Consider the following 16,632-nt stretch of genomic DNA (forward strand, 5'->3'; position numbering starts at 1 on the left):
CCGGCGCCTCCGCATAACTACGAAGGTCGGCGTTGGGGTGTGATTAAGGGGTCAATGCCAATTTGCGGCCCGACGAGACCGCATGAGTGCGATGGATTCCAGCTTCGACGAGCCCGATTACGACTATGCCGCGTCCATTGCCGGACGGGCGATGCGGAGCATGGCCGAACAGCGGATTGCGCCGACCCCGGCCAATTTTGCCGTCTGGTTCCTGTATTTCGGGGACGGCCATGAGGATCTGCGCAACGCGATCGATCTCCTGATCGACCACAATCGTCCGTTCGACGCCCGAACCAATCAGGACCTGTTCAAGACCTATGTCGCGCCCCAGGTGAGTGCCGCCGTGGTCGACACGTCCGAGCGGCTGCAGGCGCTCATGGGGGCCGCGAAGGAGTTTCTGGCGACCGCGATCGCCGACAATCATTCGCAGATGCAGGTCATCAGCGAGGTGGCGGACCAGGGCAAGGCCGGCGTCGATCCGAAGGCGTTGGTTGCCCAGCTCATGAACGAGCTGGCGCGGGCCGCCACACGGGCGACACGGCTGGAGGCAGGCTTTGCGGAAAAGACCCGCGAGCTCGACGTGATCCGCGATTCGCTATCGAGGTCCGAGGAGCGCGCCCGGACCGACACGCTGACCGGCCTCGCAAACCGGCGGGCGCTCGACGAATTCCTGCGCAAGGCGCGGGCGACTGCGGCGTGGGGCGAGCCGCTCAGCGTGCTGATGCTCGACATCGACCACTTCAAGACCTTCAACGACAATTTCGGCCACGGCGTCGGCGACCAGGTGCTGCGCCTGATGGCGAAGGTGCTGCGTGAAAAGGTTCGCGAGCAGGATCTGCCGGCCCGCTATGGCGGCGAGGAGCTGATCGCGGTGCTGCCGGATGCCGATCTCGCCACCTGTGCCGAGATTGCCGAGCGGATCAGGCACGCGCTCGCCGAGTGCACGATCACACGCCGCTCCACCGGCGAGGTCCTGCCCAGCATCAGCGTGTCGATCGGCGTGGCGCAGTACCGGGCCGGCGAAGCGATCACCGATCTCATCGAGCGTTGCGACCGCGCGCTCTATCTCGCCAAGGGCAGCGGCCGCAATCGCGTGGTGACGGAGACCGCGCTCGATCGCGTGGGGACTGCGGGTTAGGCGCTCGCCGCCATCATCATTTCGACGGCGCCGGTCTCGATCGCCTGCACGCCGTGCTCGACGACATTGTTGCGGCCGCGGTGTTTTGCGGCGTAGAGCGCGGCGTCGGCGGCTTCGATCAGGTCGCCGGGACGCAAGGCCTCGTTCGGCTTCGTCGCGGCAACGCCGATCGAGACGGTGACGATCATGTGGGCCGAGGTGATGTGCGGCAGGCACAGCTTCAGCACGGCCGCGCGGGCCAGCTCGCCGATTTCGACGGCGCGGTTCACGTCGGTGTTCGGCAGCAGCAGGCAGAACTCCTCGCCGCCATAGCGTGCCGCGAAGCCCATCGTGTCGGCGGCGATGCCGGACAGCGACTCGCCGAGTCTGGTCAGGCAGGAATCGCCTTCGAGATGGCCATAGGTGTCGTTGAACAGCTTGAAATGGTCGACGTCGATCATCAGCAGCGCGAGGTCGCTGCCATATTGCTGCGCGCGCATCCACTCGAAGTCGAGCCGGCTCTGGAAGCCGCGACGGTTGGCGAGCCCCGACAGCATGTCGATCGAGGCCATCACCGTCAGCCGGTCGTTGCTCGCGATCAGCTCGCGCTCGCGCTGGCTCAGCTGCGCCGCCATCGCGTTGAACGCGCGGGCCAGCGGCACGAACTCGGCCGGCAGGCGATTGCGCGCCGCGCGCGCCGACAGATCGCCCTCGCCGAGACGCTTGGCCATGTCGACGAGCATCTCGATCGGCTTGATGACGAGCTTTTCGGCGGCGATCAGCGCGCCGAGCAGGACGAACACGACGACAAAAGCGAGCTGGAGATAGGCGGTGCGGATGTCGCGGTTGACCGCCGCGGACACCTTGTCTTCGTCGATGCTGGCGATCAGGCGGGCGTTGGTGCCGGAGATGCGGATGTAGCTGACCGCGCGGCGCGAGCCGTCGGCGGCGAGGAAAGACAGTGAGCCTTCGTCCTGGTCGGAACGCAGTGCCCTGTCGGCGATCGCCGACATCAGCGGCATGTTGTCGAGCGGACGGCCGACTGCGCTGTGCTGATCGGCCGGCGCGGCCAGCACGGTGCCTGCGCTGTCGACCAGCACGGCCGTGATGCCGGCGCGGCCGCCCAGATTGCTCATGACCTTCGACATCCAGTCGAGATTGACCGTGGCAAGGACGACGGCATCGGACACGCCGCTGAAGGCCGATACGGGATAAGCCGCCATCACCGTCGGTGCTGCTATCGGCCGCGACAGGATGAAATCACTCAGCACGAAGCGGCCGCTCGTTTGGGCCTGCTGAAAGTAGGGCCGGTCGCTCAGGTCGAGGCCGACATACATATTGTTCGTCGCGCACTGGATGCGCCCGTCTGCGCCGGCGATCAAAAGCGTGCGGATCCAGGGCAGGTTCGACGGCAGGCTCGCGCGCAGCACGTCGCAGCTCTTGCTGACGCCGCCGGCGGAGGCGCGGATGAAGGCCTCCGATTTCAGAATGGTCTCGACCGACGAGATCACCTCGCGTTGCGCATCGGCGCTGTGCCGCGCGACGGTGGTGAATTCAACCGTGGCCTGTGCGATCTGCCGGGTGCGGGTATCTTCGAGCGAACGGATGCGCTCGAGCATCAAGGGCGCCACCAGAATCACCGCGAGCAATGCAAGCCGCGCCCGGATTCCGAGAACCTGCTTGAGTTTCGCTCGTTTGCGGTTGAGACTGATTGTTGCCATCTTCGCTACCCACCCCGTCGGCCAAGGTAAAGCGAAGGGTTCAAAAACTCTTTCTTGAACTCGGTAAAATTGGACTTACCTCGGTCAGGATCACAGCCAATCGACGTCATGACAGAAGCCAACGCCGCGCCGATAACCGGCCATTCACCAAACGCGCTCGCCGCGGTCGAAGCCGAAATCGCCCGTGCCTGCAAGGATGCGCGGCGCGATCGCGCCTCCGTGACGCTGATCGCGGTGTCCAAGACTTTCGCCGCGGATGCAATTACCCCGGTTATCGACGCCGGACAGCGCGTATTCGGCGAGAATCGGGTGCAGGAGGCCAAAGGCAAGTGGCCTGCGTTAACGTCTGTTTACTCGGGCATCGCGCTGCATCTGATCGGACCGTTGCAGTCCAACAAGGCGAAAGAGGCGGTCGCGCTGTTCGATGCGATCCATTCGGTCGACCGTCCGAGCATTTGCCAGGCGTTAGCCAAGGAAATCGAATCCCAGAACAAGCACCCGCAACTCTTCGTCCAGATCAACACCGGCGAGGAGCCGCAGAAGGCCGGCATCGCGCCCGGCGAGGCCGACGCCTTCCTCGCCAGCTGCCGCGACACCTATGGGCTGACGATCTCTGGATTGATGTGCATCCCGCCGGTCGACGAGCCGCCGGCGGCGCATTTCGCGCTGACCGCCAAGATCGCCGCGCGTAATGGATTGACCAATCTCTCGATGGGCATGAGCGCGGATTTCGCCAATGCCATCATGCTAGGTGCCACCCATGTGCGCGTGGGGAGTGCGATCTTCGGGCATAGATAGTTGTTGTCGTCCCTGCGAAGGCAGGGATCCATACCGCGTGATCTCCGATTGATAGGTGGTCTTCGTACCGGCGAAATTCAGGTAACTCCCAATCCTCGCCAAACTTCTCCCTGGGGTTATGGGTCCCTGCGTTCGCAGGGACGACGGCGGAGTGGGTCGGGCCTACACAAACCCCACCGATACCTTCCCGAGCACGCCAAAGTCCGCCGCGAGATGATCGCCGGCCTGGATCGGCAGCGGCGGATGGCACGTGCCTGTGGTCACCACCTCCCCTGCCCGCAAGGTCAGTCCAAGTCCGCGCAGCTCATTGGCGAGCCAGGCGAGCGCTACGCGGGGATCGCCGAGCACGTTCTTGCCGTGGCCGACATAGCGCTCGCCGCGCAGCATAATCTTTGGCCGCTCCTCGACGAGATCCATCCCACGCCAGTTCGCAGTCGTCGCCGCGCCCAGCACGAACAGATGCGCGCAGGCATTGTCGGCGATCAGCTGCGCCTCGCCCGCTCCAGCGAAATCGGCAAAGCGGGAATCGGGAATCTCGATCGCAGGATGGAAGGTGTCGACGGCGCCGAGCACCTCATCGACGCTGTAGGGCGTTGCACGCGGCGGCAGATCGCGTCCCATGCGGAAGGCGAATTCAGGCTCGCCGACGCGCATCTCGTTGCCCTTCATCGACGCAGTGCCGCCATCGGCAATCACGGTGTCGCTCATGATGCGACCGGCCAGCGGTCCCGTGACGTTGATGTGTTTCTGTCCTGATACGCTCGTGGCCGCGATCTTCCAGCCGAACAATGTCCCGTGCGACAGTGTTTCGAGCCCGGCCTGGATAGCATAGCCCTCCGTGCGGCTCTGCGGCCGCAACCGCGGCTCCAGCGCCTCAAGCTTGGTGCCGTCGCGCCAATGTTGAACGAGCACGCGCGAGGCGGCCGCGATCTGATCCCTGTCGAGCATGCGTCCTCACCCGATGATGATTCTTGTTCGTGGCCCCAATCGCCGCAGCAATTGCAGCATCGCAGATTTCGTCATGGAGACGCAGCCTGCGGTCGGGCCAAAATTGTCGCGGGCCAGGTGCAAGAATACCGCGCTGCCGCGGCCGGCGACCCGCGGTCGCGTGTTGTGGTCGATTTCGATGATGAAGTCATAGAGATGGTCCGCCCGCTTGAGCCGGTCACCGCCCTGCCCCTCGTCGAACCGGATTCCCTGGTTGTAATGGCGATCCCTGGGGTCCTCGCACCAGGCGTCTTCTGCGGTGATGATCCGGGCCGGCAGGAAGCTCTGCGGACGGCTGTGCCGGTCACCCCGCCACCACAAGCGCCTCGGACGGAAGCTGCCCCTGGGGGTGCCGCCGTCGCCCTCGCGCTTGTTGGCCAGGATGCCGCCCCGCCCCAGCGCAACCGGTATGGTCAGCGATCCCGCCGTCAGCCAGCCTCGGCGCGGATTCCCGGCCGCAGGCTTAACGCGGATCACAGAGAGCGGTCCGGCGCTTCGATTCTTGGTGTAACTGACTGAAGCTGCTTTATTTTTCATGTGAACGTGCAATGTCGAATTCATTACAGGACATTCATCAAACCGGCCTGCTATTCTGAGTTAGAGTGCTTCTGGCTTGTGAATCGGTAACAGCCCACTACTTCAACACGAACAACAATAATAACGGCGACCCCTAAACTTCCCCTCACGGCGGGTGCAGCATGGATGCGCGCCGAGCCGGACCCCAAAAGGATGACCCCCTATGGCCAATGCCCGCAAGATCCTGATCGTGGATGACGATACCGATCTGCGCGACACGTTGGTGGAGCAATTATCGCTACACGAAGAATTTGAAGCTTCCGCGGTCGATACCGGCGCCAAAGGCGCGAGCGCGGCCAAGGCCAATGCCCCCGATCTCGTCCTGATGGACGTCGGCCTGCCCGACACCGACGGCCGCGAAGTGGTCCGCTCCTTGCGCAAGGGCGGCTTCAAGGCTCCGATCATCATGCTGACCGGGCACGACACCGATTCCGATACGATTTTGGGGCTTGAATCCGGCGCCAACGACTATGTGGCAAAGCCCTTTCGTTTCGCCGTCCTGCTGGCCCGCATCCGCGCCCAGCTGCGCCAGCACGAGGCCAGCGAGGACGCGGTGTTCTCGGTCGGCCCCTACTCCTTCCGGCCCGGCTCTAAGATGCTCACCGCCGCCAATGCGCGCAAGGTGCGGCTGACGGAGAAGGAGACCGCGATCCTCCGCTTCCTCTACCGCGCCGGCCAGATGCCGGTCTCGCGCGAGACCCTGCTCCAGGAGGTCTGGGGTTATAATTCCGGCGTCACCACCCACACGCTGGAAACCCACATCTATCGCCTCCGCCAGAAGATCGAGAAGGATGCCGCCAACCCGGAAATCCTGGTCACGGAAGCCGGTGGCTACAAGCTGGTGCCGTGATACGCTCGAAGGGCGTGCGAATCGTTTTAGATCGCATGCCTTTGAGCCTCGGATCTGAATGTCAATCGACGACGACGTAGCGCTTCTCGAGCGTGTCCCGACATTGCGCCTGTTGGGAGACGCCTCGTTGCGCATGCTGGCGATCGGCTCCGAGCAGCGTAACTTCGTCCGCGGCGATACCCTGTTCAATCTCGGCGACGACGCCGATGCCGGCTTCGTGGTCCAGCGCGGCGCCTTTCGGGTCGATGACGGCGCCGGCGCCGAGATGATCGCAGGTCCCGGCGCGCTGATCGGCGAGCTTGCGCTGGTGGTGCCGATGAAGCGGCCGTCGAGCGCGATCGCGCTGGAGCATTCCTCCGTCATCCGCGTCGCACGCAGCCTGTTTCAGCGCGTGCTCGAAAGCGACCCCGCCGCAGCGGTTCGGCTGCGCGATGAATTCGCGGTCCGCTCCAGCCAGATCGCCAGTGACATCCTGATGGCGGGTGCGAAGCTGACGAGCTGACGTCGTAGCCCGGATGAAGCGCAGCGCAATCCGGGATTCTGGCGTGCGGAAAAACTGTCCCGGATTTCGCTGCGCTCCATCCGGGCTACGGGACCTCACACCTCCAGCGTCACCGTGACAGGCACGTGGTCCGACGGCCGCTCCCAGCTCCGCGCATCGCGAAGAATCCTGAAATCCCTGACCGCATCCTTCAACGCGCGCGAGACCCAGATGTGGTCGAGCCTGCGGCCGCGATCGCCGACGGTCCAGTCGGCGGAGCGGTAGCTCCACCACGTGTAGACTTTTTCCGACATCGGAATCCGCTCGCGCGCGACGTCGATCCATTCGCCGGCGGCCAGCGCGGCCTGCAGCTTCTCGGTTTCGATCGGCGTGTGCGAGACCACCTTCAGAAGCTGCTTGTGCGACCACACATCGTTCTCGTGCGGGGCGACGTTGAGATCGCCGACCAGGATGTGGCGATCCTCCCCGCGCGGATGCAACGGCTCGCACGCCTTCATCTCGTCGAGGAAGCGAAGCTTGTGGTCGAACTTCTCGTTCAGTGCGGGATCGGGAATGTCGCCGCCGGCGGGCACGTAGAAATTATGCACGACCAGCGGCTTTGCGACGTTGGCCTTCTCGCCGAACGATACGGAGATGTGACGCGAATCCACCTTGTCGCAGAAGGTGCGGATGTCCGTCGATTCGAACGGAATCTTCGAGACGATGGCGACGCCGTGATAGCCCTTCTGCCCGTTCAGCGCGACGTGCTCATAGCCGAGCCGCTTGAAGCGCTTCAGCGGAAAGGCATCGTCGATGCACTTGGTCTCCTGCAGGCACAGCACGTCCGGCCGCGCGCTCTTGAGGAATTTCGCGACCAGATCGATGCGCAGCCGCACCGAATTGATGTTCCAGGTTGTCAGGGAAAAACGCATGGAGGATGCGTCTTAGCATGGATTAGCGCGGGGAAAATGCTTGTCCACAGCGCGCTCTCGTAGGGTGGGCAAAGCGAAGCGTGCCCACGTGCCTGCCATGAGGCGAGAGATCGTGGGCACGGCGCAAGTGCGCCTTTACCCACCCTACGAGACCTATCCCGGTGCCGGGCCGTAATTGGTGAAATCGATCTTGAACATGCCGGGATCGAGCTTCTTGCTCGAGTCCAGATTGTAGACCGCGATCGTGGTGTCGTAGCCCTGCGGATCGGTGACGGTCCATTGCTTCAACTGACCGTCCTTGGCGCCGAACATCAAGAGGAGGCGGCTGGTGCCGACCAGCGCCTGCTTCTCCTCGATGGTGACGCTGACGAAGACGTCGTCGGCCGAGACGCCAACGACATTGGTGTCCTTCATCAGGTCGATGCGATCCGACAGCAGGAAACGCAGCGGCGTCTGCGACAGCGGATAGACGTCCTGGGTCGCGAGCTTGCGGTCGCGCACCACCAGCGAGGATCCGTCGGCGACAATGTCGATCGGGCTCGGCGCGTCATATTCGAAGCGCACCTTGCCCGGTTTCTGGATGTAGAAATCGCCTTGCGTCTTGCTGCCGTCGGGGCCGACCTGGACGAAATTCCCGACCAGCGTCGACAGCGATGACAGATAGGCACTGACCTTGGCCGCCTGCGCCTTCTGGTTGGCATCGAAGGTCTGGAAGATGCTGCTCGGCACGTTGCGGCGCGGATCCGGGATCACCGGATTCGGCGGCGCCTGAGTCGCACCGGTGACAGCGGGCCCGCCGGCGGACGTTCCGCCGTCGCGGCCCTTCGGCGCGGGTTTCGGCACCGGGACGTTCTGCGCGAACGAGGACGCCGTCACCATCGCAGCGGTGACGAGAAGCACGCCGGCCACGCGCGCGCTTCGCGCAGCAATGGTGGCAGCGAATCGAATGTCCGGATGTCTGATCAACGCGTCGTCCTAACGTGGCTGGGCGTCTTTTAGCGTGATTTCGGGCAAAAGCAGATAACGATTTCGCGTGAAATGATGTCTGGAGGCGGCTGCCTCACATATGGCTGTCTTCTTCCTCGACCAGAATCTCGCGTTTGCCGGCGTGGTTGGCAGGTCCGACGATGCCTTCCAGTTCCATGCGCTCCATCAAGGATGCGGCGCGGTTATAGCCGATCTGCAGGCGACGCTGGATGTAGCTGGTCGAGGCCTTGCGGTCGCGTTTGACGATCGCAACGGCCTGCTGGAAGAGGTCGCCGCCGCCATCGCCGCCCATGCCGGTGGCGTCGAACACCGCACCGTCCTCGTCCTCGGTGGGCTCTTCGGCCGTGACGGCTTCGAGATATTCCGGCTGGCCCTGCGTCTTGAGGTGACGCACCACCTTCTCGACTTCGTCGTCGGAGGCGAAAGGTCCGTGCACACGGCTGATGCGGCCGCCGCCCGCCATGTAGAGCATGTCGCCCTGGCCGAGCAGCTGCTCGGCGCCCATCTCGCCCAGAATGGTGCGGCTGTCGATCTTGGACGTGACCTGGAAGGCGATGCGGGTCGGGAAGTTCGCCTTGATGGTGCCGGTGATGACGTCGACCGACGGACGCTGCGTCGCGAGGATCACGTGCAGGCCGGCGGCGCGCGCCATCTGCGCGAGGCGCTGCACCGCGCCTTCGATGTCCTTGCCGGCGACCATCATCAGGTCGGCCATTTCGTCGACGATGATGACGATGTAGGGCAGCGGATCGAGCGAGAGCTTCTCTTCCTCGTAGATCGCCTTGCCGGTTTCCTTGTCGAAGCCGGTGTGAACCGTGCGCGTCGGCTCTTCGCCCTTGGCCTTCAATTCGAGCAGGCGCGTGTTGTAGCCGTCGATGTTGCGCACACCGAGCTTGGCCATGTTCTTGTAGCGCTCCTCCATCTCGCGCACGGCCCATTTCAGCGCGACCACCGCCTTCTTCGGGTCGGTCACGACGGGCGTGAGCAGATGGGGAATGCCGTCATAGACGGAGAGTTCGAGCATCTTCGGATCGACCATGATCAGGCGGCACTGGTCCGGACGCAGCCGGTAGACCAGGCTGAGGATCATGGTGTTGATGGCGACCGATTTGCCGGAGCCGGTGGTGCCGGCGATCAGCATGTGCGGCGTGCGCGCGAGGTCGATGATCACAGGATCGCCGCCGATGGTCTTGCCGAGGCAGAGCGGCAGCTTCGCCACCGTCTCGGTGGCTTCCTTGGCGATCAGCAGCTCGCGCAAATAGACCTTTTCGCGGTGCGCGTTCGGCAGCTCGATGCCGATGGCGTTGCGGCCGGGCACGACCGCGACGCGCGCCGACAGCGCGCTCATCGAGCGGGCTATGTCGTCGGCAAGCCCGATCACGCGCGACGATTTGATGCCGGGCGCCGGCTCCAGCTCGTACAGCGTGACCACGGGGCCCGGATTGGCTTTGACGATCTCGCCGCGCACGCCAAAGTCCTGGAGCACGCCTTCAAGGGAACGCGAATTGGCTTCCAGCTCGGCCTTGCTGAGCGGCTGGCGATCGCCGGCCTTCGGCGCGGCCAGCACGGAGACGGACGGAAGCTCGAACTTGTCGGAGGATTTCTTCGCGGCGGCTTTCGGGGCAGCCTTCTTGCGCGGGGCGCGCGCGGCGGGCTCCTCCTCTTCCTCCTCGTCTTCTTCCTCTTCCTCGTGCTGATCCTCGTAGTCCTCGTCCTCGGACTGCGGCGAGATCGAGGGGGCCGCGCGGCCGCCGCCCAGATTCGGCTCCTGGCGGCTGAACGCGACGGCCTTGGTCTTCGGGCCGCTCGAGACCAGCGAGCGGTAAGCGGCACCACACAGCCAGATCAGCCGCGCCTTCGTGCTCATCAGCGCATGGAACAGCCAGCCCAGCGACACCGAGCCGCGATCGTTCTCCTCGTCCTCGTCGAGCGGCTTGTCGTCGTCCTCGATCTCCGAGAGCTCGTCGTCGTGCTCGCGGGCGCCAAGACCGCATGCGATCAGGAATGTCGCGGCCATCGCAGCGAACAGGATCGTGCCCAGCACGATGCGATAGATCGTGCCGGCCGGCCCGAAAATCACTGCGGGCGCGCGTACGAGCGCATCGCCGACCACGCCGCCGAGGCCGGTCGGCAGCGGCCATGCGCCGCCATGCGGCCAGCAGCTGACGAAACCTGCCGCGATCACCGTGCAGAGAATCCAGGAGCCGAGCCGCAGCGCCTCGCGGTCGAACGGGCGGTGGGTCATCATGCGCCAGCCCCAGACCGCGACGGTCAGGACCAGCATGATGGCGCCGAGCCCGAGGATCTGCATCGCAAGGTCGGCGCCGATCGCGCCGGCATAACCGAGAATGTTGCGGATCGGCCTCGAGGTCGCGTGGCTCAGGCTGGGGTCCTGCACCGACCAGGTCATCAGCGCTGCCGAGGCGACGCCCGACAACGCGATCAGGCCGAAGCCGGTGAGCTCGCGCACGCGCCGCGCCAGCCCCTCGCGGATCGAGGGCGGCAGATGGCCGACCAGTGGAATGACACGTTCGATTGCCGACATGCTCATGGGCCCCGCCTAACCCAGAGTCTCGACCAGCCGGTGCAGCGCCTGCGCCGTGGTCTCGCCATCCTGCACCAGCGCCAGGCGAATATAGCCTGCACCGGGATTGAAGCCGTCGGGCTGTTGCCGCGCCAGAAAGCTGCCGGGCACCACGCGCACGCCTGCTTCCTTGAAGAGTTTCAGCGTCACCGACACGTCATCTCCAATCTCGGACGTGTTGAGCCAGACGCAGAAGCCGGCATCGGGCCGGCGATAGCCGTAGCGGTTGCCGATGATCTGGTCGGCGAGATCGAACTTGATCCGGTAGAGCCGGCGGTTCTCCTCGACATGCGCCTCGTCGCCATAGGCAAAGGTCGCGACATGCTGGAGCGGCACCGGCACCTGCGGCGCGGCGATGTTGCGCAGCTCCAGGAACATGCCGATGAATTTCTTGTCGCCGGCGGCAAAGCCGACGCGCAGGCCCGGCAGGTTGGAGCGCTTCGACAGTGACTGGAACGCAGCCACGCGGGTGAAATCGGGGCCGGCGCATTCGAGCGCACTGCCCGGCGCTTCGCGGGTATAGATCTCCGAATAGCATTCGTCGCTGAGGACCATGAAGCCATAGCGATCGGCGAGGCTCTTCAGGCGCGTGAAGTAGTCGCGCGAGGCGACCGAGCCCTGCGGATTGGCCGGCGAGGCCAGATAGAACGCCACCGTGCGCGCCAGCGTCGCCTCGTCGATGGCATCGAGGTCAGGCAGGAAGCCGTTCTCGACCGTGGTCGGCAGATAGACCGGCTCGCACGCTGCAGCACCCGCGCCGGCGCCGTAGACCGGATAGAACGGGTTCGGCATCAGGATCGCCGGTTTGCCGGGGCGCGGGCCGACATAGCGGACGGCCGCGATCGCGGCGAGGAACAGCCCCTCGCGGCTGCCATTGAGGACGAGCATCTCGCTCTTGGGGTCGAGCGGTCGCGGCAGCTTGAAGCGCGACGACAGCCAGTCGCTCGCGGCCTGGCGGAACGGGTCGGTGCCCTGATTCATCGGGTAGCGGCCGAAATCGGCGATGCGCTTGGCCAGCACCGGGCCGACGAAATCGGGCACGGGGTGCTGCGGCTCGCCGACCGCGAGCGAAATCAAGGGCTTGCCGGGTTGATGCGGCGCCAGCAGCTCGTTCAGCCGGACGAAGGGCGAGCGTCCGGTATCGGAGCTTCCACTGGCCTGTGGCGCACGGGATGAAGCGGTCATGACCATTCTGGGCGCCAGCACTCTCGGAACAGCCGGTCGCGCGAAGGCCCCGGCGGGAAGCGGTTCAGTTCACCATAGATAGGGCGAGGTTAAGACGCGATTAACCATCGGCGGGCGGGTCCGTCCAGAGCAGGAATAATGAGGCCGGATAACAACGGGATGCGGGGCCCCCAACCTCTCCCGCTTGCGGGAGAGGTCGGCGCGTAGCGCCGGGTGAGGGCTCTCTCCTCTTGGGGGTTCTCACCCGCGGAGGCACCCCCACCCCGCCCTCCCCCGCAAGCGGGAGAGGAAGCGCACCGTCACCTTGGTTTGATTCGAACTTCAGCGCCCCGGCAGCTTCTCGAACGTCTTCATGCCGGCCGGGATCGCATGGAATTCCTGGATGTCGCAGGTGTAGATCGCCATCTGCGGATGGAACTGGGTCGGATCATCCAGCGTGCCGACTTTCACGACCACCGCCGGCAGTCCCGGAACCTTGGTCACCAGATGCGTGCCGCACTCGGCGCAGAATTCGCGCGTGACGGCGCGTTCGAGATCCTTGCGCGTGAATTGCTTGGGCTGGCCCGTGATGTAGCTGAAGCCGGCCGCCGGCATCGCGATGAAGGTGTTGGGTGCGCCGCCCGAGATGTACTGGCACTCGCGGCAATGACACTGGGCCTGCATCATCGGATCACCTTCGGCCTTGTAACGCACTTCGCCGCAATAGCATCCGCCTTCCAAGCGCATGACGACCTCCCGATTATCGTTTCTTGTGGTCGATATTTCTGCGCCGGCGGTGCGGAATGGCAATCCTTTTCTTGGCTGTGAAATCAAAAAGCACCCTGCCAAAAAGAAAGGGGCTCCAGCTTGCGCTGGAGCCCCTCAACGGTCAGGGCATTGCCGGGTATGTGCCCGAACCGTAGTTCTGGACGTGGTCTCCGGGGAGACCACGTCCGGGAGGAGACTTACATGTTGTAGGCGCGCTCGGTGTGCTCGGTGATGTCGAGGCCTTCACGCTCGCTCTCGACATTGGTCCGCAGCCCAACGATCACGTCGACGACCTTGTAGAGGATCGCCGAACCGATGCCCGACCACACCAGCGTGGTGCCGACGCCCCAGATCTGGGACATCATCTGCGCCGCGAAGTCGTAGTCGCCGACCTTCGGCGGGATCGCGGTGTAGTCCATGACGCCAGCGCCACCGAGGGCGGGGTTGACGAGGATGCCGGTGCCGATGGCGCCGACGATGCCGCCGACGCAGTGCACGCCGAACACGTCGAGGCTGTCATCGTAGCCGAGCGCGTTCTTCACGACGGTGCAGAAGAACAGGCAGACCACGCCGACGATGAGGCCGAGGACGATCGCGCCCATGACGCCGGAGTAGCCGGCCGCAGGGGTGACCGCCACGAGGCCCGCGACAGCGCCGGAGATGACGCCGAGCACCGACGGGTGACCCTTGATGATCCACTCCGCGAACATCCACGACAGCGCGGCGGCTGCGGTGGCGACGAAGGAGTTGGTCATGGCGAGGGCGGCGCCGCCATTGGCTTCGAGGTTGGAGCCGGCGTTGAAGCCGAACCAGCCGACCCAGAGCAGCGAGGCGCCGATCATCGACATGGTCAGCGAGTGCGGGGCCATCAGCTCCTTGCCGTAGCCGACGCGCTTGCCGATCAGGAGAGCGCCGACGAGGCCTGCGATGCCGGCGTTGATGTGCACCACGGTGCCGCCCGCGAAGTCGATCGCGCCCTTCTTGAAGATCCAGCCGGCGTCGGCATTAATCTCGTCGAGCTTGGCCTGCGCCGCGGTCTTCGCGGCCGCATCAGTGGCGGCAGCGAGCGCCTTGGCCGCATCCTGGATCAGGTCCGGACCCTGCCAGTACCAGACCATGTGCGCGATCGGGAAGTAGATCAGCGTGACCCAAAGCGGGATAAACAGGGCGATCGCCGAGAACTTCATGCGCTCGGCGAAGGCGCCGACGATGAGGGCGGGCGTGATCGCCGCGAAGGTCATCTGGAAGCACACATAGATGAGCTCCGAGATGTTGGCGTCGACCGAGAAGGTCGCGGCCTTCGTATCGGTGGTGACGCCCATCATGAAGGCCTTGGAGAAGCCGCCGATGAAGTCGGAACCGCCGGTGAAGGTGAGGCTGTAGCCGTACACGGCCCAGATCACGGTGACGACGCAGACGGTGTAGAACACCTGCATCAGGACGGAGAGCATGTTCTTGGAACGGACGAGACCGCCGTAGAACAGCGCGAGGCCGGGGATCGTCATCAACAGCACCAGCACTGTCGATGTCAGCATCCAGGCGTTGTCTCCCTTGTTGACCGTTGGCTCGGCGTAGGCCGCGGTCGCAGCGAACAGGCCGACTGCGAGAGCCGCCAATCCCGCGCCATAGGGACGCTTGAACGTCATATTATTCACTCCTGATTGGATAAAGGTTGAGCGCGAAATCAAAGGGCCGCGGCATCGGCCTCGCCGGTGCGGATGCGCACCGCGTGGTCGAGGTTGATGACGAAGATCTTGCCGTCGCCGATCTGTCCGGTTTTCGCGGCGGACGTGATGGCGTCGATGGTCTTGTCGACCTGGTCGGAGGCGACAGCGACCTCGATCTTGATCTTGGGCAGGAAGCTCACGGCATATTCGGCGCCGCGATAGATTTCCGTATGGCCCTTCTGGCGGCCATATCCCTTGACTTCCGTCACCGTGAGACCGTGAACGCCGATGGCGGTCAGGGCGTCACGGACTTCTTCCAGCTTGAATGGCTTGATAATCGCCATAACAATTTTCATGGGTCCTATCCCCGCTTGGGCCCGGTCCGGACGTGGCCGGGCGTTCTCGACTGGTTCGCCACGAGGGAGAAAGTTCACTACGCGGGCACAGCCTGGACCCTTAGAATCAAATGCCGTGCCAGATCGGGCGCATTGCCTAACGGACTATGAAAACGGGTGTTTTCGCGATGAACGCGTATTGCGGTGCAGTGCGCTATTCCGTCGCGCCCAAAACGTGGTCATGCCTGCTTAAAATGCGAGCATGACAGGCTGCCGACACAATATTGCTCATGCGTCGGGCAGTGTAGAGGTAATTAAGTAGCGTCGCCGCTTACTGCAGGGCTTCGCCGTGCTGCGAAATATCGAGCCCCTCGAGTTCGTGCTCACGGGATACGCGCAAGGGCACGAACAGGCCGACCAGCTTGAGCAGGATGAAGCTCAGGCCAGCCGACCAGACGAAGGTGACGGCGACGCCATAGAACTGGATCAGGAGCTGCTGCGGGTGGCCCTCCAGCAGGCCGGCGGTGCCGCCGATGGCGCTGGTTGCGAACACGCCGGCGAGCAGGGTTCCGGTCAGGCCGCCGATGCCGTGGACGCCGAACACGTCGAGCGAATCGTCATAGTTGAAGCGATGCTTCAGCCAGGTGCAGGCCCAATAGCAAACCGCCCCCGCAATGATGCCGATGACGATGCCGTGCCAGGGTGCGACGAAGCCGGAGGCCGGCGTGATGGTGCCGAGCCCGGCCACCGCGCCGGAAATCATGCCGAGCACGGACGGCTTGCGCCGCGTCGACCACTCGATCGCGCCCCAGGTCAGCGCGCCGGAGCAGGCGGCAAGATGGGTCGCGATGATCGCCATTACGGCGCGTGAATTGGCCGCGCCCGCCGAGCCGCCGTTGAAACCGAACCAGCCGACCCACAACAGGCCGGTGCCCATCACCGCGAGCGAAAGATCGAACGGCGAGAGATTTTCGGTGCCGTAGCCGTGACGGCGCCCCATCACCTTTGCCGCAACGAGGCCGCCGGTGCCGGCCGACAGATGCACCACGAGACCGCCGGCGAAATCCAACACGCCCATGCTGGCGAGGAAGCCGCCGCCCCACACCCAATGCGCCAGCGGAATGTAGACGAAGATGAACCAGGCGACGGAGAACAGGAGATAGGCGGAGAACCGCATCCGGTCCGCCACCGAGCCCGCGACCAGCGCCACCGTGATGATGGCAAACGTCATCTGATACAGCATGAACAGCGCTTCCGGGATGGTCTTCGCGGCCGGATTGACGCTGTCCATGGTCATGCCGGCGAGAAACCAGCGGTCGAGCGTGCCGATCCACGGGCCGTCGCCGACGAAGCACAGCGAATAGCCGAACGCGACCCAGAGAATGGAGATCAAAGTCACCGCGGCGAGGCTCTGCGCCATGGTGGCGAGCACGTTCTTCTTGCGCACCATGCCGGAATAGAACAGCGCCAGGCCCGGGATCGTCATCATCAGCACCAGCGCGGTGGCGACGATCATCCAGGCGGTGTCGGCCGTGTTGATCTCGGAGGCCGCGGCGCGCGCCGGCGAAGCCATGATCGACACAAGTCCGATCGGCGCAGCCATGGCAGCTGCGCGGCGCAAATATCCCGCCATGTCGTTCCCCCCGGCATCAATTGGCGTCGCAC

General features: G+C 64.5%; 15 protein-coding genes. 4 read left to right on the forward strand and 11 right to left on the reverse strand.

Going from position 1 to position 16,632, the window contains the following annotated elements; translation table 11 throughout:
* Positions 1-91 precede the first annotated feature (91 nt).
* Positions 92-1,138: a GGDEF domain-containing protein gene (locus GGD62_RS12105; RefSeq protein WP_183708793.1), complete on the forward strand. Its 1,047-nt coding sequence runs from the start codon at positions 92-94 to the stop codon at positions 1,136-1,138.
* Here the strand turns inward: GGD62_RS12105 and GGD62_RS12110 are convergent.
* Positions 1,135-2,838 carry a diguanylate cyclase domain-containing protein gene (locus GGD62_RS12110; RefSeq protein ID WP_092251310.1) on the reverse strand — a complete coding sequence of 568 codons (1,704 nt, stop codon included), beginning with the start codon at positions 2,836-2,838 and terminating at the stop codon, positions 1,135-1,137. The genes GGD62_RS12105 and GGD62_RS12110 overlap by 4 nt on opposite strands.
* 108 nt (positions 2,839-2,946) lie before the next feature.
* Here GGD62_RS12110 and GGD62_RS12115 point away from each other — a divergent pair, with 108 nt between their 5' ends.
* A complete protein-coding gene (locus tag GGD62_RS12115) occupies positions 2,947-3,636 on the forward strand; it encodes a YggS family pyridoxal phosphate-dependent enzyme (protein WP_183708610.1) in 690 nt (229 codons plus the stop codon).
* 162 nt (positions 3,637-3,798) lie between these two features.
* On the opposite strand, the gene GGD62_RS12120 is transcribed toward GGD62_RS12115, so the two are convergent.
* Together GGD62_RS12120 and GGD62_RS12125 are read right to left on the reverse strand one after the other, a co-directional pair.
* Positions 3,799-4,584, reverse strand: a complete 786-nt coding sequence (locus tag GGD62_RS12120) for a 2-keto-4-pentenoate hydratase (RefSeq protein WP_183708612.1) — start codon at positions 4,582-4,584, stop codon at positions 3,799-3,801.
* A gap of 6 nt (positions 4,585-4,590) precedes the next feature.
* Positions 4,591-5,184, reverse strand: a complete 594-nt coding sequence (locus GGD62_RS12125; protein WP_409333940.1) for a L,D-transpeptidase — start codon at positions 5,182-5,184, stop codon at positions 4,591-4,593.
* A gap of 178 nt (positions 5,185-5,362) precedes the next feature.
* On the opposite strand from GGD62_RS12125, the gene GGD62_RS12130 reads away from it, so the two are divergent.
* Both GGD62_RS12130 and GGD62_RS12135 read left to right on the forward strand, forming a co-directional pair.
* On the forward strand, positions 5,363-6,049 hold the full coding sequence (locus GGD62_RS12130) for a response regulator transcription factor (RefSeq protein ID WP_007598630.1): 687 nt from the start codon (positions 5,363-5,365) through the stop codon (positions 6,047-6,049).
* A gap of 58 nt (positions 6,050-6,107) precedes the next feature.
* Entirely contained in the window at positions 6,108-6,551 is a 444-nt protein-coding gene (locus tag GGD62_RS12135) for a cyclic nucleotide-binding domain-containing protein (RefSeq protein WP_018323556.1), read from the forward strand.
* Between the two features lie 95 nt (positions 6,552-6,646).
* Here GGD62_RS12135 and xth read toward each other — a convergent pair whose 3' ends face one another.
* From xth to GGD62_RS12175, 8 genes are all read right to left on the reverse strand, one after another.
* Positions 6,647-7,462 carry an exodeoxyribonuclease III gene (xth, locus tag GGD62_RS12140; RefSeq protein WP_183708614.1) on the reverse strand — a complete coding sequence of 272 codons (816 nt, stop codon included), beginning with the start codon at positions 7,460-7,462 and terminating at the stop codon, positions 6,647-6,649.
* Between the two features lie 153 nt (positions 7,463-7,615).
* A complete protein-coding gene (locus GGD62_RS12145) occupies positions 7,616-8,371 on the reverse strand; it encodes an outer membrane lipoprotein carrier protein LolA (RefSeq protein WP_026202947.1) in 756 nt (251 codons plus the stop codon).
* A 151-nt stretch (positions 8,372-8,522) separates the two neighbouring features.
* The gene (locus GGD62_RS12150) at positions 8,523-11,000 is read right to left on the reverse strand and encodes a DNA translocase FtsK (protein WP_018323559.1); all 2,478 of its coding nucleotides are present in this window, start codon (positions 10,998-11,000) and stop codon (positions 8,523-8,525) included.
* Positions 11,001-11,009: 9 nt separating this feature from the next.
* Positions 11,010-12,224 carry an aminotransferase class I/II-fold pyridoxal phosphate-dependent enzyme gene (locus GGD62_RS12155; RefSeq protein ID WP_183708616.1) on the reverse strand — a complete coding sequence of 405 codons (1,215 nt, stop codon included), beginning with the start codon at positions 12,222-12,224 and terminating at the stop codon, positions 11,010-11,012.
* 315 nt (positions 12,225-12,539) lie between these two features.
* Positions 12,540-12,944, reverse strand: a complete 405-nt coding sequence (locus GGD62_RS12160) for a GFA family protein (RefSeq protein ID WP_179732460.1) — start codon at positions 12,942-12,944, stop codon at positions 12,540-12,542.
* A 218-nt stretch (positions 12,945-13,162) separates the two neighbouring features.
* A complete protein-coding gene (locus GGD62_RS12165; protein ID WP_018323562.1) occupies positions 13,163-14,611 on the reverse strand; it encodes an ammonium transporter in 1,449 nt (482 codons plus the stop codon).
* Between the two features lie 38 nt (positions 14,612-14,649).
* Positions 14,650-14,988, reverse strand: coding sequence for a P-II family nitrogen regulator (locus tag GGD62_RS12170; RefSeq protein WP_008142813.1), 339 nt, complete (start codon positions 14,986-14,988; stop codon positions 14,650-14,652).
* 310 nt (positions 14,989-15,298) lie between these two features.
* Complete coding sequence (locus tag GGD62_RS12175) at positions 15,299-16,600, reverse strand: ammonium transporter (RefSeq protein ID WP_179732458.1); 1,302 nt, start codon at positions 16,598-16,600, stop codon at positions 15,299-15,301.
* Between the last annotated feature and the right edge of the window lie 32 nt (positions 16,601-16,632).

This window comes from Bradyrhizobium sp. ERR14 (assembly GCF_014198235.1).
Taxonomy (GTDB): Bacteria; Pseudomonadota; Alphaproteobacteria; order Rhizobiales; family Xanthobacteraceae; genus Bradyrhizobium.